Here is a 20,912-nt window from a genome sequence, read left to right as displayed (position 1 = left end):
TGATCAGCCCGGCCGTCGGCCTCGGCGTTGCTGGTCGAGGTCGACGCGTCGGCGCCACCATAGCGGGGTGGCCTGGTCGCGGCGGACCACGTCGCGGGGTTCTAGCCAGACCCGGCCGCCGTGTGCTCGGAGGTCGGCGACGGTGACGCATACGGCTGCCTCGGTCCAGTCCTTGGCGACGCCGTCCAGGATTTCGTTGCCGTCGTGGGCCCAGTTGATGCGGCAGCGTACGCGGATCCACTGGCGGCGGGGGCGCTCTGGCCTAGCCCAGTGGCGGGGTGGTTTCCGGGTCCGGTTGAGGATGTCTTGGGCGGGCCGGGCGTACTGGTCCATGGCGCCAGAATAGAACTTTTGTTCGGACGGGTACTGGGCCCGGCAGATGAATAACGGAAAGATAACGACCCTACCGTTCTGTTGACTTGAGCTACCACATTGGTAGAATAGAGATATCAAGACAAAGGGAGGGCCGAAATGAACACCACAACGCGGACCACATTCCGCAAGACCAAGTCCGGCGAATGGGTCGCCTTCGGCCCGGCCAGTATCGTCAGGCCCCGCACCTCGGTGCGGGTCACCAAGCGATCCGGCCAGGTGCAGACGGTGATCATCGAGACCGTCGGCCGCCCGTTCAAGGTTGACGGCGTTGACATGGTCTACGGATACATCGAGCGCCCGAGCCGGGCGCCCCGTGCCGCCGCACCCGTGGCCCGCCAGCGGGACAACCGCCGCGAGGGTAAGGGCGGGATCTGCGACGAGTGCGACCAGCCGCGCCGCAACCTCCAGGAGTGCCGCGACTCGTCCGGCATCCTCGGGCTGTGCTGCCCGCGCTGCGCAGCGGGCCCCGCCTACGAGCGCAGCTTCGCCTGAGGACTGCATTGCGGGTTCATAACGGACCTACCGTTCTGTTGACTCTAGCTACCAGTGTGGTAGAATAGAGATATCAAGACAAAGGGAGGGCGACATGGAAAGCATCATCACCCGGACCGGCGACTACTACGGCGACGGCACCGAGAACCACATCTGGGAAATCGCCGACACCGACGGCATCGCCGCCGAGCTGTACGTCTCCGTCGAGAACCACGAGATCATGAACATCGAGGTCCGCGAAGACCGCCGCGGCGAGGGCCTGGCCCGCGCACTCTACGAGACCGCCACCGTCACGATGGACATCCACCACGCCCCCGTCGCCCACCGCAGCCCCGAGGGCAACGCCTTCGCCGAGGCCGTCGGCGGCGACACCATCGAGTGCATCCACGGATGCTGCGAGGAGTGAGCCATGACCACCTACACCACCAACCTCGACGCCATTGAGGCGATCGCCACTGCCATCGAAGCCGGCGGCACCGACACCGCCCACCGCGACGAATACGACCTCGACGCGATCTTCCGCGCCACCCACGAGTACGACGCGGAGGCCGGCGGCTTCGTGCAAACCGTCGACGAAGACGGGTTCTGGGCCGCCGTGCAGCGGCAGGCCAAGGACGTCTTCGTCGTCGTCACCGACGTCGAGGACATCGACGACAGCGGCCACACCGCCGCGTACGTCATCCCCGGCAGCCTCGGAGCGGCGTGGCCCGACCCGTCCGAGGTGAGCCTCGGAGCGGTCCGGATCCCCGCGAACGACGACCCCGACGAGTGGGCACGCGGCGCGGCCGACGCACTGAGTGGCGAGGGGTGGACCGTCGTCGGCGACTGGACCGGCAGCGGCGCCCGTACCGCTGCCCGAGTGGTTCGGGCCTGACGAAGGTGAGGACCGGCCAAGGCGTATTTGGCCGGTCCTCTCCCCACATCATAGGGAGAGGACCATGGGAAGCTTCTACCGGCTAGACAGCGCCAGTCGCGACCTGTCCCAGCTGCTCGACCCGGAGCGACACTCCAGTCCATGGGTCGACGGCGCGATGATGGCCGCGTGCCCGTCGTGCGGTACCGACGTTTACACCGATCGGGTCGACGGGATGGGCGACTGCCCGTCCTGCGGACTCGTCGACGTGGCCGGACCCCGGCCAGGCGTGAGCGCCTGTGAGACCGTATCGGATCTGGCCGCGTACTTCCGAGACCGGGAGATGGACGACGGCCCGCTCGTCCTTGTGGAGCTGGCGGGTGAGCCGACCGGCTCGCCTGACCACGATGCAAACGCCATTGGCGCCCCCATTCTTATCCGACCGACCGACATCGTGTCGGTCACGCCGTACGAGGAGTAACGATGCACCCGACCACCCTCCCGACGCTTTCTCTGGAGCGCGCAGTTGCGCTGACCGAAGAGGTCATCGCAGGTAAAGAAGACTTCGTTTATCGGTCGCCGAATTGTCGAATAGAATGCGTTTATATTCATCGCGGAGCTCCATCCTGCCTGGTGGGACTCATCCTGGTCGCACATGGCATACCCATAAATGTCGTCGTGCGACGCAACGGCCAGGCAATAGGGAACCGACTCGATTTACCGGCGGATGCAATTGATGGATGGGCGAAAATTTTTCTCTGCCACCTGCAAACATGGCAGGACAGGGGAGAGCCCTGGGGGCAAGCCTTTAGTCTCGCGGCCGTTGACACGCAACGACAGATCGGTGATCGACACCCCTGGCCAGAACTGGCCGGGGCGTGAGCGACGGGACTCGCCATGATCACATATGAACGAGGCGGCCAGCTCTACGTCGCCGTCGAGCTGCCGAACCGACGCGGCCACGAGACGCACGGCGCGATCTCCACCGCACCGCTGCATCACCACCAGTGCGCCTGTGGGGACGTTCTCCCCGACATGGCCGGCGACCTGGACCGATCCGTCGGGGAGGACGAGACCCCTGAGGAGGTCGCCGAGCAGATCCACCGTCAGGCGTCCGCTCTGCTCGCCGCCGACGACCGCGCATGGTGCGTGCGCCGGCTGCGGCGCGCGGTCGAGGCGATCCTTGTCGATCCGAGCGTTCTGGCCGAGGACGTCCAGGACTACGACGAGGAGACCGGTAGGGGCATCTCCCTGCGGGGCCACGCTCGCGGTCTCATCGCCATTGAGGCCACCCACTACCCGCAGTACATCGACGACGCCGCCGGATCCGACCCGGATCCGGCCGAGGCGACACTGGCCGACATCGAGCTGACCGCGGCGCAGCGCGCCGCGGTCGACGAGTGGCGTCGGATCCAGAGTGAACGGCTCGATGTGGGCGAGTGGTCGAGCTACTGACCGCCACAGCCCTTGATCAACAGGGAGAGGCAGAAACAATGACACAGACCCAGATCCAGATCCAGATCCGCGTCGACGCGGCCACCAAGGCGTGGTTGGACGACCGCGCGGCGCGCTACGCTGCGGGGTCGACCCCGCAGCAGATCCGCGCCGACCTCACCACCCTCCAGGGGCTGATGGCCGTCGAGGCGCGGCGTCTGCCGCTGACCGCGGCCGAGGCGCAATGCCTGGCCGCGATCAGCTCGGGCACGATGGCCACCCACGCCATCGGACAGCTGCTGCACGCCGAGGTGTCGGATGCGTTCCGACTGGCCCGTGAGGCCGACCCGACCGGCGGTGCTGTGTCGTCGTACGCCGCGCAATTCGGCATCGACGAGGAGCATCTCCTCAAGCGCCTCGCGTCGCTCGGCCCGGCCGGTGACCTCGCCGTGCGCGACGCCCTGTCACGCTGGTGGGCGACCCACTCCGGCAGCGACAACGGCCCCGAGTCGTTCCGCGCGGCCGGGCTCACCATCCTCGACACCGGAGAGTGATGAGCCCGTGAAGCGATCGACGTTCGACGGCCAGGTCGTCGTCTACCAGTACCGGGTGCGCTCGGTCGGAGTCGGCGTCGACGGTGCCCGCGACAACGGGTATCTTCCCGCGGAGGCGATGGGACAGCTGCGACTCGCGCACGAGCTCCGCAACGACCTGGTCCGCATCGAGCGTGACCACGCCGACGCGAAAGCACGCGTGTGGATGGAGCACCCGCAGATCGCGGCAGCGCAGGCCGCGGTCGACACGGCGAAAACCGCGGTCGACGAGGCCGAGGAACGCGCCAGGGGCGAACGGCAGCGGCTACGCTCCACCAAGATCAGCGGCGCCCTGCGGGACGAGCTGCGAGACCTACGGGCGCGACGTAAGGCCGCCCGTGAGGACCTGGCCGCGGCCAGGCAGGAACACTGGCCGGCGATGCAGGCGAGGTTCGCCGCATTGCAGACCGAGCGGCGCGCGGCCATCAAAGACCTGTACCGGGTCTACTGCGCCACCTCCAACCCGGAGGCACGGGGCCTGTACTGGGCCACGCATAACCACGTCGTTGCTCGCCACGACACTGCCGTTCAGCAGGTCGAGGCGAAACGGAAACGGGGCGAGGCGGCGGAGCTGCGGTTCCACCGGTGGGACGGCACCGGCACCCTCGCCGTGCAGCTGCAACGGCAGGCCGGCGATCCGGCACGCAGCCCGGAGCTCATAGCCTCAGGCGAGGGCCAGTGGCGCGGCGTGTTCCAGCTGCGACCGTGGGCCGATCCAGCGATCGCACCCCGGCCGCGGGGGAAAGACCGCGACGGGGACATCACCATGGCTCTCGGCGGCGGACGAACCCTCACCCTGCCCGTTAGGGTCCACCGGTTCATCCCCGCCGACGCTGACATCACCGACGTGCAGCTCACTCGTGAGCGCGTCGGACCTCACTACCGGCTGCACGTGTCGGTGTCAGTGCGGCTCCCGCACCCGGACGTCCCGCAGACGCGGCGGGCAACCGCGGCCGTTCGGCTCGCCAACCAGTCGAGTGCGGCCGGGATCCTCGTCGCTCGGATCGCCGCGAGCGTCGCGCTGCCACCCGCGCCTCGTGACCTGGCCGATGTGGTCCGCGTGTCCGGCAGGAGCGCGGATGTGCACGTTCCGGACACGTGGCGGGCGCTGTGGCGCCGCGACGACGACATCCGGTCGATCCGTGACGACCGCATGGAGGCGCTGCGCGAGGCCGTCATTGCCGCCCTGACCGAGGACCCGACGCTCGGGCAGCAGGTCGGGGTGCCGCCGTGGGCCAGGGGCGACGAGGATGGGCCGCTGCGCGCCTCGGTGGTGGCTCAATGGCGTGCCCCGCGAAAGTTCGTGTGGCTCGCCCGGCAATGGCCGGCCGGTCACGAACTCGCCGGGCAACTGGAGCAGTGGCGACATCGAGATCGTCACCTCTGGACGTTTGAGGCTCATGAGCGCGACGCGCTCGTCGCCAAACGGCGCGACGCCTACCGCAAAGTGGCGGCGTGGCTGTGTGACGTCGCCTCGGAGATCGCGCTCGACGGGACTGATCTCGCCGCAGCGCGACGCGTCCCTGACGTATCGTCAGAGGACAAACATGGTGCCCGTGGTGCACGACGGCTCGCTGCGTTCGCCGCGCCAGGTGAACTACGACAGGCCATCGAGAACGCCGCCCGGCGGCGCGGGATCAGTGTCCTGTACGCAGAGGAGGGACCGGCATGAGCAAGATCACCATCCAGGTGGACGACGAGCGCATCCACACGCAACTGCGGCTGCGGATGGAGCGGGGGATGTCGCCAGAGGAGGCCGCTCGGGACGTGGCCGAGCAGTACAACCCTGCTCCGATCGCGGAGCTGTTGCTGCCGATTCTGGCGACGTCAGCGCGGGCGATCGAGTACCAGCGTGACCGCCGCAACGAGCGGCGCACGCTGTTCCAGCGGCATGCCGGCGGGCTGACGGCTGCGGAGCGGGAGCGCCTGTCGTCGGTGTCATTCCGCACCGGCGACGGTCGAAAGGTCGAGTGGGGCAAGGCATCATGGTCCGAGCATGAGGCTCGGATCCTGTGGAACGAGACGCGCCGGGATGAACTCGCTCGCGACACCGAGCGTCACCGGGCGGCGCAGAAGCTGCTTGAGACCGAGGGTGTCGACTGCCTGGACGATATCCCGGACTGGCAGGAGCGGATCACTGAGATCTGCGAGCACTGGGTTGACGAGCCCACTCCTGGGGACCACTCGACCGAGCCTGACCAGCATGAGAGCGATGCGTGACCATGCGATGCGGTTCGCTTGCCGCGAGCGGAATGGGACCGCTCGCGGTGAGCGGGCGAACATGCAGGCCAGGTGGCTCTTATTCTGGGAGCGGTCGCAATGCCTGCGTGGAGGCCTCGTATCTACGACACTGTCGGTGGGTTTGGTTGTGTCGAAGAGGGACTCGGCGTCGCAATGCCTGCGTGGAGGCCTCGTATCTACGACATCGTCCTCGTGGTTACCACGGAGCGCGCAGCGTGGGGTCGCAATGCCCGCGTAGAGGCTTGGTATCTACGACTAGGCGTGTGTGGCGACGACGGCCTCGCACTCATCGGTCGCAATGCCTGCGTGGAGGCCTCGTATCTACGACAAGTCCGTGCTACTCGCCGTCACGTTTGAACACCTCGTCGCAATGCCCGCGTGGAGGCTTGGTATCTACGACCCAGAGTGCGTCGATCGAACTGGACCAGCGAATCGTGTCGCAAAGCCCGCGTGGAGGCTTGGTGTCCACGACGGACTTCTCCTAGCAGGCCAGGATGCGATGCCGGCAGTCGCAATGCCCGCGTAGAGGCTTGGTATCTACGACTGCTCCCGATATGACCGGGGAACCAGTTGGCCACCAGGTCGCAATGCCCGCGTAGAGGCCTGGTATCTACGACGATTGATGTGAGCGCCGCAGAACTCGGTGTCCCGTCGTGCCGCAATGCCCGCGTGGAGGCCTGGTGTCCACGACATGGCGGCAAGTCGCTGGCGCGGCCGGCGTCATGAAGGTTGCCGCAAGGTGGGGTCCGGGGGCGCACGCATGTCACCTGTGGTCGATGCCGGCGCGGTCGAGCACCTCAACCAGTGTCGTGTCGAGCGCGCGGGCAATGGCGATCAGCTCGAACACGTCGATGCGGCGCTCGCCGATCTCGATCTTGCTGATCAGTTCTTGGCGGACGTCACCTCCGAGCCGTCTGGCCAGGTGAAACTGGGACAATCCGAGTTCTAGGCGCCGCTCGCGCAGCGTCGAGCGGAGACGCTCATCGGCTGCGGGGTCACGGGCCACCGGTCGAGTGGACCAGCCGAAAATGGTCTAGCCCAAAACGATCAGACTATTTTCGGCTATTGCTAATCTCACACTCCGCCGTTACCGTGGCCCTGCATGAGGGGCGGACTCACGAAGCAAAGCATCGAACTTCACTGCATGAAACCAAGACTCGTTCAGGTATGCGACCCGCAGCCAGAACGGCGGGTCACGTTCATGAGCGGATTCACGATGGACGTCACACCATGCGGGCAATGCAAACGCGCCACCATCGTGGCCCACGAAGACACCGTGCCCGAGGAACTCCGCCGTGACTGACCACGACAGACTCATCGCGTTCGTCGCAGACAGGCTCGACGAAACCGCACGCGCCGCCACCGACGCCGCCACAGCAGTCGGCGGCGACACCTGGGGCGTCGACAGCAACGGCGACGTCGTCCTCGAACCACCCGGCACCCCCGTAGACGTCGACGAGGGCGACCCGATCCTCATCCCTGACCTGGTCGGCGAGATGAACGGTGCCGGCTGGCACGTCGCCATGCACTCACCCGCACGCGTCACCGCCGACATCGAGGGCCGACGACGCATGCTTCGCCTCGTGCAGATCTTCACCGCCAACCCCGCCAGCACCGAGGCAACCGTCGCGCTGCTCCTGCTCCGTGCAGTGGCGGAGGCATGGTCAGAGCACCCGGACTACGACCAGTCGTGGTGGCCACCGCCTGACTGACAACGCGGCACGCAAAGAGACCGCCCCGCCCCTGGAAACCAGGGGCGGGGCGGTGGTCTGCGTGGCGGCGCGGGTGGGGTGCACCGTCACGCGTTGAGGGGACCGTCAGTCTACGACGAGCGGCGCACCGTGTGAACCCCCCCGTCAGAGCGGGACCCAGCGCACGTTGCGCCACTGCACGTGCCGCTCACCTGCGGCGTCGTCGTAGTTCCGGCTAACGTGCACGTAATGGCCACGGTAGGTCGTGCTGTTGGTACTGATCTGATGGTCGGTGTCCATCCGCCGGGCCACGATCTGAGAAGGACCGACCTCGATCCGGATCGGGATCCACTCCCCAGAAACCGGCGCCGGCGTGGAGATGCTCGCAAGCTGCGTTCCGGCGGCGACGCCGGGATCGTGCCGGTACAGCTGGAAGTCGCCGTTGCCCCGCAGCAGCACGTGGTAACCACCGGTCGGCATCTGCGTGTTGAACCGGTACGCCACATCGTCATCGCGCGCGAACGCGAGACCGACATGTGACGACGCGAACGGCACCAGGTCGGGGAACCGAAGCTCGGCCTCGACAGCGTAGTCCGCCGCAGGGGTGGGGCAGATCGAGCCGACCATGTACGCCTGCCCGAACTGGTGGTCTAGCTCGATCACGTACTCGCCGTCGACCTCGATCCAGGCAGGCTGCCAACCCCACGTCACGGTGTTCCACGGCAGATCACCAGGCATGCGATACCCCGCAGCGAACGCGTCCCGGAACCCACCAGCCTCGGACACGCCTTGCGGGGTGTCGGTGCGCACGTACGGCACTCCGGCCGTCATCAACCCCTGGACGCCGAGAGCGACGGCGCGGTCCCGTTCGGACCGGCGATGGATCGGCCACATCATCACCGGCAGGCCCTTGGCTACAACGTCACCGACGAACGCATCGGACGCTCCCGTGGACACACCAAGCATGTCGACGACTTCGGCGACGTCGTCCAGGTTCGGGTCGTCGTCGTCCAGGTATCCCCACACGCGATAGCCGCGGGCCTGCGCTGCGGTGGCTCCGCCGGCGCGGTAACACTTCCACACCATGTACTCCGTCGACCGCGGGTAGGAGTCCATGAGGTCGAGGAGCTGCTCGGTGGCGGTGCCTGGTTTGTCCTCGATGAACATCACGACACGGCCGGCGAACCGGTCGAGGACGTCCCGCAGCAGCGTGATCGGCTGCGGCCGGACGGCGGGGCCGAGCCACTGTGCCGCGTCCACCTCGATCGGTACCAGCCGCGCCCAAGGCACCTGGGAGATGTGCAGGTCGGCGCCGGTGACACGTTCGGTGTTGAGGTCGTGGTGGCAGATGAGGACGTTGTCGCGGGTGCGGCACACTGACACCTCGATAGCGAGCGCGCCGTGTGAGACGCCGGTCTCGTAGCTTTTCATGGTGTGCTCGGGGCCGTCGTCCTGGCCGCCGCGGTGGGCGACGACAAACGGGGTGGCGGCGAGCAGGTCGTCGACGGTCACGACCGGTTCGAGCCCGTCGCCCGGCGGGCCGGGTGGCCCTTCGGGACCGGGAACACCGACGACCACTGGGTCGACCGGGTCCAGTGTGTCCGGGTCGACGTCGACGAGGTCGACGTATTCGAGGACATCGTCGGATGTGGGGACAAGGACCAGCCGCGCCGAGCCGCCCCGCGTCAGCTCGGTGACCTGCCACGCCCATGTGCCCGGTGCGTGGTCGGGGGAATCTGTCGGGACGAGGTCCACATCCACCGTGCCGCCGGCCAGAGTGGCTGAGACTGGGTCCGGGAGGATCACATGGTCCGGCGTCGGGACTCGCCGTGACGGCGTGAATGTGACCCGCCCCGACGCGGCTGCCCCGTCGGGGCGGCGCAGGTCGATCCGGACGACGGGCACGGCCGGCTACTCGTCGCGCTCGCGGTTCGCTGGCGCGAGGTACGCACCAAGCGCGACGAGGCCGACAGCGATGGCGCCGGCGTAGGGCTCGGGGATGTCGAGATCGAGCCACTCGGCGGCGATCTCGGTGACCGTCAAACCGGTCACCCCGCCCAGTGCCGCGCCGATCGCCTTGGAGATGCGGGCGGGGTGGAGCTTCTCACCCAGCCGCCTCAGGACGCGCTTTACCATGCTCAGTTCTCCTCGGGTAGTCGTTGCTCGATGCGGGTAAGGCGATTCGCGTGGTCGGCGAGCCTCTCGGTGTTTCGGGTGACCTCGTCCCGCAACGACGTGCCCTCGTTCGGCAGCACCTCGTGATGGATCACTTCCACTTGGGGCCGGATCGACCCAACCTGCGTCTCCAGCGTCGTCATTCGCGCCATGATCCCCGGACGCGCCTCGACGCCGTCACGGGCTGGCGACCCGGCGAGGTCGTCGACAACGTGCATGATGCGGCGCATACCACGCCACGCCGACCTGGACAGCGCGAGCACACCGGTGACGAATGCCACCCCCGCTGCCGCAATCCCGACGATCTCCAGGACCGTCACTGCGCCGCGTCCTCCAGGTCGCCGGCGGCGCCGTCCTCACCGGGCAACGGTTCAGCGGCGATGACGTCACCGAGGATGCCGTGCAGCGCACGCAGCGCGTCCATGGCGTCCAGTTCACCGGTGAGTGCCTCATCGACGAGTTCGCGGATTTGGCCCTGACCGTCCAACAGCCCGCCCACCTGGTCGGCGAGCGCGTCGTTCTGTGCGACGAGGTGCTCGACCCGGTCCTCTGCGGCTGCCGCGGCCGCCATGACCTCGGCGTGGTGCGCCTCGATCTGTTCGCTGATCGCCTGCATGTTCCCGCCTGATGTGACGGCGGCGAGGATGGCCCGGTTCTGTTCCTTGATCTGGTCCAGGTCGACGAGGAACCCGACACGGGCGCCGGGTGTCTGTGACCGGTCGGGGCGGATGGCGTTGAACGCCCACCGGTCCATCGTGCCGTACTGCGCGCCGATGGTCGGGTTCTCGCGGGTGTGCACCTGGCGGCCGATGTCAACGGTTTGCCGGTTTGCGGCACGGGCGTTTCGGGCGCCCATGGCCGTCGCGTGGCGCACGGAGTTGCGGCTGTCGTCGTGGGGGTATGGCGCCATCGCGGCGTTGCTGTTCGCGAGGACCTTGTAGAGGTTGCGCAGCACCGCGCGGTCTTCGTCGGTGAACATGTCCTCGTCCTCCGGGGGGTCGTCGGGGCGGGATGGCCCGTCGGGTGATGGGGCGCCGGCGCGGATCCACGCGGTCAGCGGATCGCCGGGGCAGCTGGTCTGTGACATGTCCCGGTGCGGGGTGATACCGGTGCCCATGCCTGCTCGGTCGATGAGGAACCGGCGCCCGGCGAGGAATGCCCGCTTGAGACTGTCGGGCGGGTCACCGTCGTTTGCCCCCCAGATGCACACGATGGATAGCCGGTTGCCGTTGACGGTGGCGTTGCCGTTCGCGCCGCCTCGCACTTTGGGCCGGTCGCGGGTGGAGCGGCCTTCGAGGACGATGTCGTGGTGGCAGGCGAACAGGTTGTAGGCCACGTCGTTGTACCGGTTGGGGTTGCGTGGGTCCATGTGCCAGGCCTGCCACGCTCGCGCGATCGCGCGGCAATCCTCGTGCCGCTCACGTCGGAAGGGGCCGGTCCCGCCGTGGTGTCCGCCGACTCCCGCGGTGGGGTTGACGTCGGTGCGGATCCCCAGGGGCGCGCGCAACCCGACCTGTGCGCGGGTGTCCCACCCGGTCACTGCTCGCCGCCTTCGGTGGGGGGCGGGATCAGCTCTGGCGGGAGCTGTTCTCCGTCAGGGTGATCGATATGGCCGGGGTCTCGTCCGGCCTCCAGCTCGGGGATGTCGTGGTCGTAGTGGGCGTAGCGCACGGGTGGCCTCCAGCAGAGAGACGGACTGCCCGCATTTGACGTTGAAACGTCAAAGTGGGGCGCGCGGTAGGGTGATCAACAACCAAGGGGCAACGCGAAGCCTCTGGGCCTCTCATTGGGTCTCGCTGGGCCCCCGAACCCGGCGAGACCCGCCAGGCCAGGGCGGATCAGACGACGCCGATGTAGTCCACAACAATCGCCAACGCGTCCTGCGTCGACCACGTCCACGGGCTCGCCGATGTCACCGCACCTGACGCCGGCTGGGCCAGCTGCACCCGGCCCACCCCACCCGGCCCGGCCGTAAGCGACTGGATGCTGGCCCGCACGCCACGGAACGCCGACACGGGCAGCTCATCCCGGATTGACCCCTCACCGACCACGTTCCCCAACCCGACCAGGCCCGCCGTCATCACCGACGACACAGGCGTCGGCAGAGTGATCAGATACGTTCCCGACCCGCTGCTGACCCCTGACGTGCCGAACCGGATCCGCGCCCACGCCGTGATCCACCCGTCCAGCGTGCGGACCCAGCGGCCCTCCTGAACGCTGCCCGACCCCAGGAACGGATTCGTGCCCGTGGCCTGCAAGACGGGTAGATACTCGTGGACACCGTCCACGACGTCATCCGAGGCGAGTATCTGGCCAGCGCGGTACGGGTAGGTCTGCATCACAGGTCCACGTCCGCGACGTAGACCAGGCACATCGCGATCGCGTCGTTCTCCGCCCATGCCCACGGCGCCGTCGCCGACACGATCCCGGCCTCCGGGCGGTGAAAACGCGCCAAGGCGACCCCACCCGGCCCCTCGTTGTGGCTGAACAGGAACCCGATCCCCGCCATGAACGTCGCCGGCGACGTACGACGCAGCTGCGCGGAACCGAGCGGCTGGCCCACAGCGATGAGGTTGCTCGCGTTGAGCACCCCGGACGCCGCCGTGGGCAGCGTGATCGAGTATGTCCCGGAGCCGTTGTCGACGCCGGACGATCCGAACCGGAGCCGGATGAACACTCGCACCAGGTCAGGCCCGACCCGGTACCAGGTGCCGTCCTGGATACCGCCGTCGCCCAGGTCAGGATCAGTGATCGAGCCGAGCAGTTGCGGAACGTACGCGTTCGGGCCCGACCCGAGGTGACCTGCTCGGGCGATCTGTCCAGGGTTAAATGGCGGCACGCCGCACCCCTCTCATAGCGCCCACACCGACGGGCGCGCCAGCCGCACCGGCTCACCCACAGCTAGGGCCTTCTCTACGCCGTTGACCGGGTCAGCGTCGACGGTGAACGTCTGTGGACTCGCCGTGCCGGCCACATCGGTCACACGCAGCTCAACACCACCCACCCACACGTGCAGCGGCAGGTCAGCCGAGTCGGTGGTCCACAGGGGACCGTCGGTGATCTCGACCATCATCGAGGTGTCCACGCCCGAGGTGAACGCGGCGGCGAGCACCGACCCGTCCGTGTCGAGGCGGCCGAACTCGTCCGAATCGAACTGGAGCACACGCCACGGCGACGCCGGCGAACAGTTCAGGTCGACTTCCCACACGTCGGTGCTGATCGTCTCCGTCCACCCCTCGATGAGCTGCTCGACACGGACACCGAGGATCTGGGTCCACTCGTGGTCCAGCCGCATCAAATCACCCAGCTGTGTCGCCGCCCACGCGGGTTGGCGCCCCGCGCCCTGCGGGGACAGTCGCACCGTGACTCGCGGCCAGTGGTACTCATCGACCGTCCCCAGGTGCAGCTTCCACCACGCGATGGGTTCGAGGTCGCGGTCGCGGCGCAGGTTCAGCGACGCTTGCCCGTCGTAGTGGCCGTACCGGCGGCGATGCTCGGGATCGGCGACCGCCGCGGATGACCCGTTGACACGAGTGATGGTCCATTTGTTCCGGAAGCGTTGAGCGTCGCGTTTCGCCTCCGGTGGGATCGGGAGATCAGGCTCTGGGCTCAGCTCCAGGCGAACCGGCTGGTTGTACCGATCCGATCGAGTGCGATACACGAACCCGATTCCGCGTTCGACGAGGGTGCCGCCGTCGGCTTCCTCGCACTCCCTGAGCAGCCCTGGGAACGAACCCGGTCGTTGCGGACCCATCTTCGGTGTGGCGTCGGGGTCCCCGAGGATCTCGACGGGGACGTCCTCCTCATCGCACAGGCGGATGATGCGCCGCCCGGCGCGTTCCCCGGCGTGCCCGTCGTCGGCGTTCCCAGCGAACGGGTCGTGGTCGTTGGACCACGCAGCGGAGACAACGATGTGCCCCCACGAGCGTTCCTGCGGGGCGAGGTTGGATACTCCAACCTGGTGCACGGTGCCGGGCCACGCGGGGCTGAACGTCGTTCCGAACGACGCGAGCAGGATGGGGTTCTCACCATCGGGCCGGAACGCCTGCAACGCGTACTCGGTGTTCAGGCCACCAGTTGACCTGGCTCGGAGCATGAAACGTACCCAATCCCCGTACAACAGGTCGGGGTCAATCGCGACGGACCCGTTGTGCAGCACGGCGCCGTCCTCGTCGACGACCTCGACCCGCACGGTGGAGCCCACGCGCACGCGCCACCGGTGCGCGGTGCTGGACGTGGTGAACACCGTCAACGCTGTCCGATCGGCTGGCGGTTCCTCCGGCATCCGCCAGAGCCAGTCGACCCGCCACGTGCCGATCTCTGAGAGGAGCGGCGGGCCGGGCACCGTGCCGAAGAACGTTGACTTGTGCCGGTGCATCGGCAAGCGGTCGGACCCGCCCGGCCCGTCGACGGAGGCTAGGTCGATGTCCCCGCCGAACACGATCGGCCGCGTGCGCGGTGTCGGGCTTGCGAAGCTGTTCGCGCCGGGCTGGTCCTCCATCGGCCAATAGGCCTTGACGGTGTCGGCGAACCGCTCTGACGAGACCTGGCGACGCAACGTCGACTCCAGTGGTTCGTCGTTCTGCTGGAGCCGTTGGAACGGGCCGGCCGCCTCGATTCGGGCGAAGGAACGGCGGGTCGGGATCTCCCAGTCCGTGGGCAGCTCGGTGATCTCCCCAAGGAACCGCTCGGTGACGCCCATCCATGGCATCGACTCGAAGTCGAGGTGGTCGACAACGAAGATGAAACCGTGGTTGGTATCGCCGAAGTCCTTCGGGCCGAACGTCACCGTCTGCGCGCCTGGGGCAGTGACCGGACGCGCCCATACCTTGATCCACGGGTTCCACTGTCCACCGCCGACCAGGTCACTGCTGACCTCACCGTCAGCTAGGACAGCCCACGCCGCGGGCGTGCCGCCGGGTTGATCGTCCATGGTGGTCCGATAGTTGGACCGGTTGATCGCGATGATCCACTGCCCGGTCTCCGTGGCAGGCGAGGTGGTCAGCGTCAGCGGCGATCCTGAGGCGACCGTGCCGGAAAGGATCTCCACGGCGGTCGTGGCGCCTGGCAGCGCGATCGACGCGGCCGAGTAGTTCCACGAGTCTCCGCTGAACGTGGCGGTGCGGGTACCCGTGTCGCCGTGGGTAATGTGCTCCCACGCGATGCGTACTGGGCTGTTTCCTCCGATGGCGGGGCCGACAGTCATGCTCGACGGGACGCTCATCGTGCCCGATGACGACACCGCGGTAGTGGCCCAGCAGCACAACAACATCCCAGCCGCAGGCGTGTGCACCGACGGCGCCACGAACTCGGTGATGATCCCGAGGTGGTCGCTGTCAGCGGTGGACGCGTCGACGACGGCCATGTCCATCGGGAGCACCCGCAACGGAGTTCCGATGTCCAGGTCTCCATACCACGGACCGTGTGGGTTCAGATAGGAGAACTCGCCGTTGCTGTTGTCCACCGCCAGGTGACACGACAGGGGTTGGATCTGGGCGGCGTCGTTGTCGCGTCCAGCCCTGATCATGATCGGTTGCTGGTCGATCCGCACGAACGAGGTGATGTCGACCCACTCGACGTTGTCCGGGTCATCAAGCCGGCAGCCCGGCGCGATGAACACCCGCATAAGGTCCTTGGGACGGCTCACCGGCCCACCCGCACCGTTTTGCCGTTCGCGACAAGCTGGATCTGGCCCTTCCTCACGGCCTCGTGGACCTGATCAGCCAGCGCCCCCGAGCCAGTGATCCGGAACTCCACATCCACCCGCCCACCCCCGCCACCCGCGCCCCCACCCGCCATCGGCATGACCGGTGTCGGGCGGCCAACCGACGACATCATCGCCTCGAACGCCCGATTCTGGGTCCGCGACAGCACCCGCTCCTCGGTCTGCAAAATCGCCGGGACCTCATCGGAAGCCAACCTGCTCCCCATGAACGAAGAACCAGCCCCGACCTGCCCGCCGCCATGGTAGCGGCGCACACCCGACGACGTGATCTTCCCGCCCGTGTGCACCATGTACGGCGCACCCCCGCCACCTCCGCCACTGCGGTTCGTGTTCACCGTGACTGTGGCCGTGCGACGCCGAGCCAAATGGTTCAACCACCGCTCCACCAACGACCCCGACGAGCGGTCCTGCCCGGCGCGGATCACCCCGGTCCGCGGCCTGGCCAACCGGTCCAGCCGGCCCTTCACGAAACTCTCACGCCGCGCGTCCGCCCGGATCGGCGCCGTCCGAGCGTTCCCGCCGGGGCGGGCGGTGCTGTTCAACCGCCGCCGCGTGCTGTCGATGTTGATCCCGTTGGCCCGCATCTGAGCGTTACGGGGGTTCCCGCCCGGCATCGCGGTGCGGTCCAGTTCCCGCTTCGTCGGGTCGACGTTGATCCCGTTGGCCCGCATCTGAGCGTTACGAGGATTGCCCTTCGGCATCGCGGTGCGGTCGAGCTCCATCGACGTCGGCCGCGTGTCCTGCGCCAGCGCCTTCACCTCGGCTTGACGGGGTTTGCCGTCCGGGTTGGCCACGTTGTCGATCTCGGTGGCCACCTCGAACCCGCCGGTGAGGTTCGGCATGACCTCGGCGACGCGGTCCTTGCGGAGTTCCTCCAGCTCGGTGTCCGCGGCGTTCAGGCTGGCGTCATCGATCTCGGCCCTCAGCCGGGCCTCGTAGTCGTCGTCGAACTCCTCCGCCTTCTCCGTGGCGGACTCGATCATCCCGATCAGAACCTCGACCTGGCCCGATGTTAGTAGGCCTCGTTCCCCAAGGCCACGGATCTGTTCGATCGCGTCTGCCGTTGACAGATCAGCGTCATTCATGGCGCCGACCAGGTCAAACGCTGCCTTGGCCAGGTCGAGGGTTGCTTCCTCGGCCTCCGCCGATCCGGCGCCGTGCTTCTCAACCGCCTCGGTCGCGGCGGACTGGGCCTCCTCGTATTTGTCCAACGCCGAGATCAACCCGAACACCGGATCGACAGCGGCCCGCTGGGCGTCAATGTAGTCCTGGAGTGCGGCACGGGCATCGTCGTAGGCGCCCCCCGCCGCCTCCACGGCCTCGTTCACACCGTCCTGCGCGCCCTCCACCTCAGCCAACACCGGCGGCAGGTCACCGAGCTCGTCCCCATACTCGCCCGCGGCGTCCTCACCGTCACCCATCGCGCGGGCGTGCTGCTCGGTCTTCTCCGCCGCCTGCACCGCGGCGTCGTTCACCCCGAAGATGGTCTTCATCAAGTTGAAGAACTCCATCTCGGACAGCTCACCAGCATCCCGAGCGGCCTCCAGCCCGGTCACGACGCGCTCCATCGCGTCGCTGTTCCCGAGGGCGGCCTCGGTAGCGTCCTCCAGGCTGACACCGACCCGGTCGAGGATGTCCAACGCGCCCTCAGACTGAAGCTTCGACGCCACCCACGCCCGTGTCTGATCGGTGATGGCACCGGTGGTGGAGTCCAACGTGGTCGCGAGTTCTTCGAGTTCCTGGCGGGCCTTGGCCTTGTTCGCCAGCCAGAACCCGAACACCGTGACCGCCGCGCCGATAGCCAGGGTGAGGGGGTTGAACGCGAACCGCACCACGCTGCCCACGGACAGGCCAAGGGTCTGCATGGCCTGGCGTAGATGCGCCGCGGCGACCAGCCCAAGCATCATCGCGCCGGCCGCGGTGGCCAGCCCGGCGCCGGCGCCGACAGCGGTGGTCCCGATCTTCCGCATTTCCGGGTCGAGGTCGGTGAACATCAACGCCAGCCCGGTGCCAACGTCGAGGGCGTTGCGCATGGGCCCTTCGACGTCGGAGCCGATGCTGATCCGCACGGCCTCCATGGCCGCGGAGAACCGTTGCTGGCTGGCCTCGGTGGTGCGGGACCACTCGATGAACCCCTCGGCGAGGTTCCCCGTGGAGTCGCCCATCCGGTCGAAGATGGCGGCGTTGGTGTCCGCGGCCTCACCGGTGAGGTCGAGCATGCCGGCGTAGGCGCGGATGTTCGGGAAGATCCGCGCGAGGGCTTCGTCGTTGTCGCCGACGGCGTCGCGGATCTGCATGAGCCCCTCGAACAGGCCGCGTTCCCGCACGGTCTGGCGGACCTGTTCGGCGGACAGGCCGAACTCGGCGAGGGCCTCCTCGGACTGTTGGGCTGGTTTCAGCAGCGACGACATGATCGCGCGGAGCTGGGTGGTGGCTTCGGCGGCGTTTGACCCGGTCCTGGTCATCGCGGCGACCGCGCCGCCGACCTGGTCGAAGGTGATGCCCATCTCCGAGGCGATGGGTAGGACCCGCCCGAGCGCGCCGGCGAGTTCGGGTGCTTCGGCCTTGCCTTCTCGGACGGCGCCGATGAGGACGTCGGTGGCCGCCGACGCGGACAGGGTTTCCGAGCCGTAGGCGTTGACTGCGGAGGTGACGAGGTCGGCGACGACGGCGGTGTCGCCGAGCCCGATCGCGGATGCTTGCGCGGAGGCTTTGAGGACGTCGAGGGCTTCTCCGCCGCGGAGCCCAGCGGAGGTGACGAAGAACAACGCTTTGGCGAGTTCTTGTGGGCCGCGGCCGGTGGCTGAGAGGCCCATGGCGGCGGCGCCGAGGCCCATGGCTTCGTCGCGGGCCAGGCCGACCTGGGTGACCATTTTGGTGAGGGTGCCGGTGAACTGGGCGGACTCGTTGCCCATTGATCCGAGTGCCCGTAGTGTGAGCCCGCCGGTGGCGACCATGGTCGCGCCGAGCTTCATGAGGGATTTCTGGTTGGCCAGGACACCGTTCTGGAACCGGTCGGTGGCCGAACTGGCCTGTGACATGCCGGACTTGTAGCGGTCGACGATCGCTTCGAGGACGACGCGGGCGCGGAACTCGTTCACGGCGTGCTAACCTCCCGGCGACTTGTCGGATGTGCGAGGAGGGGTGGTTATGCGCACACGAGTCCTGCCGCTGTTAGCGGCGGTGGCCGCGGCCGTGGCGGTGGTGGGGTGTACACCGGATCCTGAGGTGATCGTCGAGACCGAGACCGTCATCGAAGAGGTCGAGGTCGTGGTTGAGGTGATGCCGGAGTCGTGCACCTACGTGTCACATCAAGGGACCTCGGTCATCACGATCGTTGACGAATTACTGTCAACTCCAGGTGAGGTGGACCCGGTGATGGTGATGGTGCTGTCGGGCATACTCGACGACTACGACTGGGACCTACACCGCGAGTGCGTCGCGATCCTCGACGACGAGGACTAACCACCACGCTCCGGTTCACGGGCCGGCTGTGGACGCTCAAACACCCAGTGATGCCCATGCATCGGAGCATCCGGGTGCTGCTTGCGAATCGCCTCCTGCTGCGCGCCCTTGACCTGGCAGTACACGCACAACCTGGTGGTCAGCATCGACCGGGCCCGCTCATACTTCGCGGCCTGCTCATCGCGATGCCACACCCACGCGTCCTCACGATGCACACCACACCCAGGGCAACCGGCGTCCTGCTCAGACTGCCACGCGAGCGCCGTCTCCGCGTCGGAGGTCAGCCAGTACGGCTCCCCTTTCGCTGGGACCCGGCCCCGGAAGACGCTGATCGGGATGCCCCGAGCGCATGCGTAATCCCACTCAGCTCGCGTTTGAGGATCTGATCGATATCGCGAAATTCTTTTGGGATGTCCAACCCCGCCTGATGCAACGCTTGCACGGTGGCGCAGATCTCGTCCCACTTCTGCTCCGGCAGGCCCGGCCACTCGTCGTCACCGTCACGCAGCCACAGCGCGTCCTCAACGCTCAGCTCGGGATCATGGGCACAGGCGGCGATCGCGGCCGGCCAGAACGTCTCCGGGTCGATGTTAGACCGCTCCGGCAACGGCACCGCGGCGTCTTCCTCGGCCTTGCGCACCTCGTCGAGCACCGGGTGATCGTCGGAAAGTTGCTTCCACTCCGGCCGGCCGAGCTTACGGAACACGTACAGTTCCTCGGCCTCGACGACGGCATCGGACAGCTGGACAACGTCAGCGATCAACGCGTGCAGCTCGGCGTCGGTGGGTGCCGCGTCCAGGGTGGTGGACTCGCCCCGGTTCAGCTTGACCTGCTCAAGGCGGCTCTTCGCTTCGTAGTAGCGGCGGTACAACGCCTGGTCGAGGCAGATCTTCACGAACGCTTCGGTGGGGGTGGCGCGCTTCTTCCGGGCAGCAAAGGACGACTTCTTCGACACGATGTTTCTCCTGCGGATGGGTTTCGGATGGTGGGTGGATGGTGAAAGCCCCTGGCCCGTGTCGCACCATCCGAGTCGACACGGGCCAGGGGAGTATCGGGGCCGGGGTTTACGGCTCCTCGACGAAGACGACCTTCTCGTCCCATTCCTGGATCGCGATGGGCACGTGGAAGTTCTGCTTGGTGTCCCGCGCCGACGGCTGCAACTGAGGCCCGTCACCCATCTCAAGCTCGTAGACCTGCAACAAGTGCCCGTCCTCAGGGACCCCGCCGCGGGACTGAACGAGCCAATACTTATCGCCATATACGACCAGGTCGTACATGTCGTCGCCGGCGAGCGCGGTCTCGTCGTCGAAATCGGCCTCGATGCGCAGCTCACCGGTACGTTCCCGCGTGCCAGCGTTGTGGGACACCTTGCCCTTGTCCAGCAGTGCTTGGCTGGCGGTGTTGGCCGTGGGGTTGATGGTGATGCCGCCGTCGGAGACCAGCCGCAGGATCCGGATCCCGGCGGCGAGTTCGACGTCGTTGAGGGTCTTTTCGCCTTCTGGTTCGTCCCAGTCAGCAGGGCGGACTGGGAGCAGCCAGCCCTTGACGTTGCCTTCGGAGGATCGACTCGACATGGTCAGGCCTCATCCTTCTTCGTCGTGGGCTGGCCGGCTCCGGTGCGGGCTCGGGTGCCCGTGTTGGCCGGCTTGGTCTTCTCTTCGGTCGTGTCGCCGGGCGACTCGGACCGGTCGGCGGGCGGGGCATCGACCGGCTGCCACCCGGCGTGCTCCTGCAAGATCTCCGCTTGCCGGCGACGCGCCATGATGACAACCGGCTTGCCGCGGCTCTCACTGAGACCTGGGTGTGTCAACGCAATGCGCCGATTGCGCCGCTTGGCGCGTTCGTGGGCCATCGTGGGTACGCTCCTC

Annotated in this window: 26 protein-coding genes; 12 read left to right on the top strand and 14 right to left on the bottom strand. The window is 67.5% G+C overall.

The genetic code is table 11. The features are described from left to right. Positions 1–3: 3 nt before the first annotated feature. On the bottom strand, positions 4–333 hold the full coding sequence (locus G8760_RS00590) for a hypothetical protein (protein WP_166345190.1): 330 nt from the start codon (positions 331–333) through the stop codon (positions 4–6). A 138-nt stretch (positions 334–471) separates the two neighbouring features. Here G8760_RS00590 and G8760_RS00585 point away from each other — a divergent pair, with 138 nt between their 5' ends. The 9 genes from G8760_RS00585 (at position 472) to G8760_RS00545 (ending at position 5,967) form a co-directional block, all read left to right on the top strand. Then, positions 472–867 carry a hypothetical protein gene (locus G8760_RS00585; RefSeq protein WP_166345187.1) on the top strand — a complete coding sequence of 132 codons (396 nt, stop codon included), beginning with the start codon at positions 472–474 and terminating at the stop codon, positions 865–867. Positions 868–961: 94 nt separating this feature from the next. Then, positions 962–1,273: a hypothetical protein gene (locus G8760_RS00580; protein ID WP_166345184.1), complete on the top strand. Its 312-nt coding sequence runs from the start codon at positions 962–964 to the stop codon at positions 1,271–1,273. 3 nt (positions 1,274–1,276) lie between these two features. Then, positions 1,277–1,741: a hypothetical protein gene (locus G8760_RS00575; RefSeq protein ID WP_166345181.1), complete on the top strand. Its 465-nt coding sequence runs from the start codon at positions 1,277–1,279 to the stop codon at positions 1,739–1,741. 64 nt (positions 1,742–1,805) lie between these two features. Next, entirely contained in the window at positions 1,806–2,201 is a 396-nt protein-coding gene (locus G8760_RS00570; RefSeq protein ID WP_166345178.1) for a hypothetical protein, read from the top strand. Positions 2,202–2,203: 2 nt separating this feature from the next. After that, on the top strand, positions 2,204–2,602 hold the full coding sequence (locus G8760_RS00565; RefSeq protein WP_166345175.1) for a hypothetical protein: 399 nt from the start codon (positions 2,204–2,206) through the stop codon (positions 2,600–2,602). A gap of 15 nt (positions 2,603–2,617) precedes the next feature. Further along, positions 2,618–3,175: a hypothetical protein gene (locus G8760_RS00560; RefSeq protein ID WP_166345172.1), complete on the top strand. Its 558-nt coding sequence runs from the start codon at positions 2,618–2,620 to the stop codon at positions 3,173–3,175. 38 nt (positions 3,176–3,213) lie between these two features. Beyond that, positions 3,214–3,708 (top strand): hypothetical protein, encoded by a 495-nt coding sequence (locus G8760_RS00555; protein WP_166345169.1) that lies wholly within the window; start codon positions 3,214–3,216, stop codon positions 3,706–3,708. A gap of 7 nt (positions 3,709–3,715) precedes the next feature. Next, entirely contained in the window at positions 3,716–5,419 is a 1,704-nt protein-coding gene (locus tag G8760_RS00550) for a hypothetical protein (protein ID WP_166345166.1), read from the top strand. Then, entirely contained in the window at positions 5,416–5,967 is a 552-nt protein-coding gene (locus G8760_RS00545; RefSeq protein WP_166345163.1) for a hypothetical protein, read from the top strand. The genes G8760_RS00550 and G8760_RS00545 overlap by 4 nt, the downstream gene beginning before the upstream one ends. Before the next feature lie 784 nt (positions 5,968–6,751). Here the strand turns inward: G8760_RS00545 and G8760_RS00540 are convergent. Continuing rightward, positions 6,752–6,994, bottom strand: a complete 243-nt coding sequence (locus tag G8760_RS00540; RefSeq protein WP_166345160.1) for a helix-turn-helix domain-containing protein — start codon at positions 6,992–6,994, stop codon at positions 6,752–6,754. A gap of 138 nt (positions 6,995–7,132) precedes the next feature. Between G8760_RS00540 and G8760_RS00535 the strand changes: the two genes are divergently transcribed. Next, positions 7,133–7,291, top strand: a complete 159-nt coding sequence (locus G8760_RS00535) for a hypothetical protein (RefSeq protein ID WP_166345157.1) — start codon at positions 7,133–7,135, stop codon at positions 7,289–7,291. Beyond that, positions 7,284–7,700, top strand: coding sequence for a DUF6221 family protein (locus tag G8760_RS00530; RefSeq protein ID WP_166345154.1), 417 nt, complete (start codon positions 7,284–7,286; stop codon positions 7,698–7,700). Before G8760_RS00535 ends, G8760_RS00530 begins: the two co-directional genes overlap by 8 nt. 144 nt (positions 7,701–7,844) lie before the next feature. Here the strand turns inward: G8760_RS00530 and G8760_RS00525 are convergent, their stop codons facing one another. From G8760_RS00525 to G8760_RS00490, 9 genes are all read right to left on the bottom strand, one after another. Beyond that, positions 7,845–9,584 carry a glycerophosphodiester phosphodiesterase gene (locus tag G8760_RS00525; RefSeq protein ID WP_166345151.1) on the bottom strand — a complete coding sequence of 580 codons (1,740 nt, stop codon included), beginning with the start codon at positions 9,582–9,584 and terminating at the stop codon, positions 7,845–7,847. Between the two features lie 6 nt (positions 9,585–9,590). Next, positions 9,591–9,815 carry a hypothetical protein gene (locus G8760_RS00520; protein WP_166345148.1) on the bottom strand — a complete coding sequence of 75 codons (225 nt, stop codon included), beginning with the start codon at positions 9,813–9,815 and terminating at the stop codon, positions 9,591–9,593. A 2-nt stretch (positions 9,816–9,817) separates the two neighbouring features. Continuing rightward, positions 9,818–10,174 carry a hypothetical protein gene (locus tag G8760_RS00515; protein ID WP_166345145.1) on the bottom strand — a complete coding sequence of 119 codons (357 nt, stop codon included), beginning with the start codon at positions 10,172–10,174 and terminating at the stop codon, positions 9,818–9,820. After that, positions 10,171–11,394, bottom strand: a complete 1,224-nt coding sequence (locus G8760_RS00510) for a peptidoglycan recognition protein family protein (RefSeq protein WP_166345142.1) — start codon at positions 11,392–11,394, stop codon at positions 10,171–10,173. The genes G8760_RS00515 and G8760_RS00510 overlap by 4 nt, the downstream gene beginning before the upstream one ends. Beyond that, positions 11,391–11,525: a hypothetical protein gene (locus tag G8760_RS30500; RefSeq protein ID WP_281355125.1), complete on the bottom strand. Its 135-nt coding sequence runs from the start codon at positions 11,523–11,525 to the stop codon at positions 11,391–11,393. The genes G8760_RS00510 and G8760_RS30500 overlap by 4 nt, the downstream gene beginning before the upstream one ends. Positions 11,526–11,692: 167 nt before the next feature. Next, a complete protein-coding gene (locus G8760_RS00505; RefSeq protein WP_166345139.1) occupies positions 11,693–12,193 on the bottom strand; it encodes a hypothetical protein in 501 nt (166 codons plus the stop codon). Beyond that, positions 12,193–12,693 carry a hypothetical protein gene (locus G8760_RS00500; RefSeq protein WP_166345136.1) on the bottom strand — a complete coding sequence of 167 codons (501 nt, stop codon included), beginning with the start codon at positions 12,691–12,693 and terminating at the stop codon, positions 12,193–12,195. The genes G8760_RS00505 and G8760_RS00500 overlap by 1 nt, the downstream gene beginning before the upstream one ends. A gap of 12 nt (positions 12,694–12,705) precedes the next feature. Beyond that, positions 12,706–15,501: a hypothetical protein gene (locus G8760_RS00495; RefSeq protein ID WP_166345133.1), complete on the bottom strand. Its 2,796-nt coding sequence runs from the start codon at positions 15,499–15,501 to the stop codon at positions 12,706–12,708. Continuing rightward, entirely contained in the window at positions 15,498–18,680 is a 3,183-nt protein-coding gene (locus G8760_RS00490) for a phage tail tape measure protein (protein WP_166345130.1), read from the bottom strand. Before G8760_RS00490 ends, G8760_RS00495 begins: the two co-directional genes overlap by 4 nt. 49 nt (positions 18,681–18,729) lie before the next feature. Between G8760_RS00490 and G8760_RS00485 the strand changes: the two genes are divergently transcribed. Beyond that, a complete protein-coding gene (locus tag G8760_RS00485) occupies positions 18,730–19,044 on the top strand; it encodes a hypothetical protein (RefSeq protein ID WP_166345127.1) in 315 nt (104 codons plus the stop codon). 280 nt (positions 19,045–19,324) lie between these two features. Here G8760_RS00485 and G8760_RS00480 read toward each other — a convergent pair whose 3' ends face one another. From G8760_RS00480 to G8760_RS00470, 3 genes are all read right to left on the bottom strand, one after another. Continuing rightward, positions 19,325–19,999: a hypothetical protein gene (locus tag G8760_RS00480; RefSeq protein WP_166345124.1), complete on the bottom strand. Its 675-nt coding sequence runs from the start codon at positions 19,997–19,999 to the stop codon at positions 19,325–19,327. A gap of 109 nt (positions 20,000–20,108) precedes the next feature. Continuing rightward, a complete protein-coding gene (locus G8760_RS00475) occupies positions 20,109–20,618 on the bottom strand; it encodes a phage tail tube protein (protein WP_166345121.1) in 510 nt (169 codons plus the stop codon). 2 nt (positions 20,619–20,620) lie between these two features. After that, positions 20,621–20,896: a hypothetical protein gene (locus G8760_RS00470; RefSeq protein ID WP_166345118.1), complete on the bottom strand. Its 276-nt coding sequence runs from the start codon at positions 20,894–20,896 to the stop codon at positions 20,621–20,623. Positions 20,897–20,912: the final 16 nt, after the last annotated feature.

It is taken from the genome of Phytoactinopolyspora limicola, from assembly GCF_011320225.1.
In the GTDB taxonomy this organism is placed as follows: Bacteria; Actinomycetota; Actinomycetes; order Jiangellales; family Jiangellaceae; genus Phytoactinopolyspora; species Phytoactinopolyspora limicola.
This window is presented reverse-complemented; position numbering and strand designations above follow the sequence as displayed.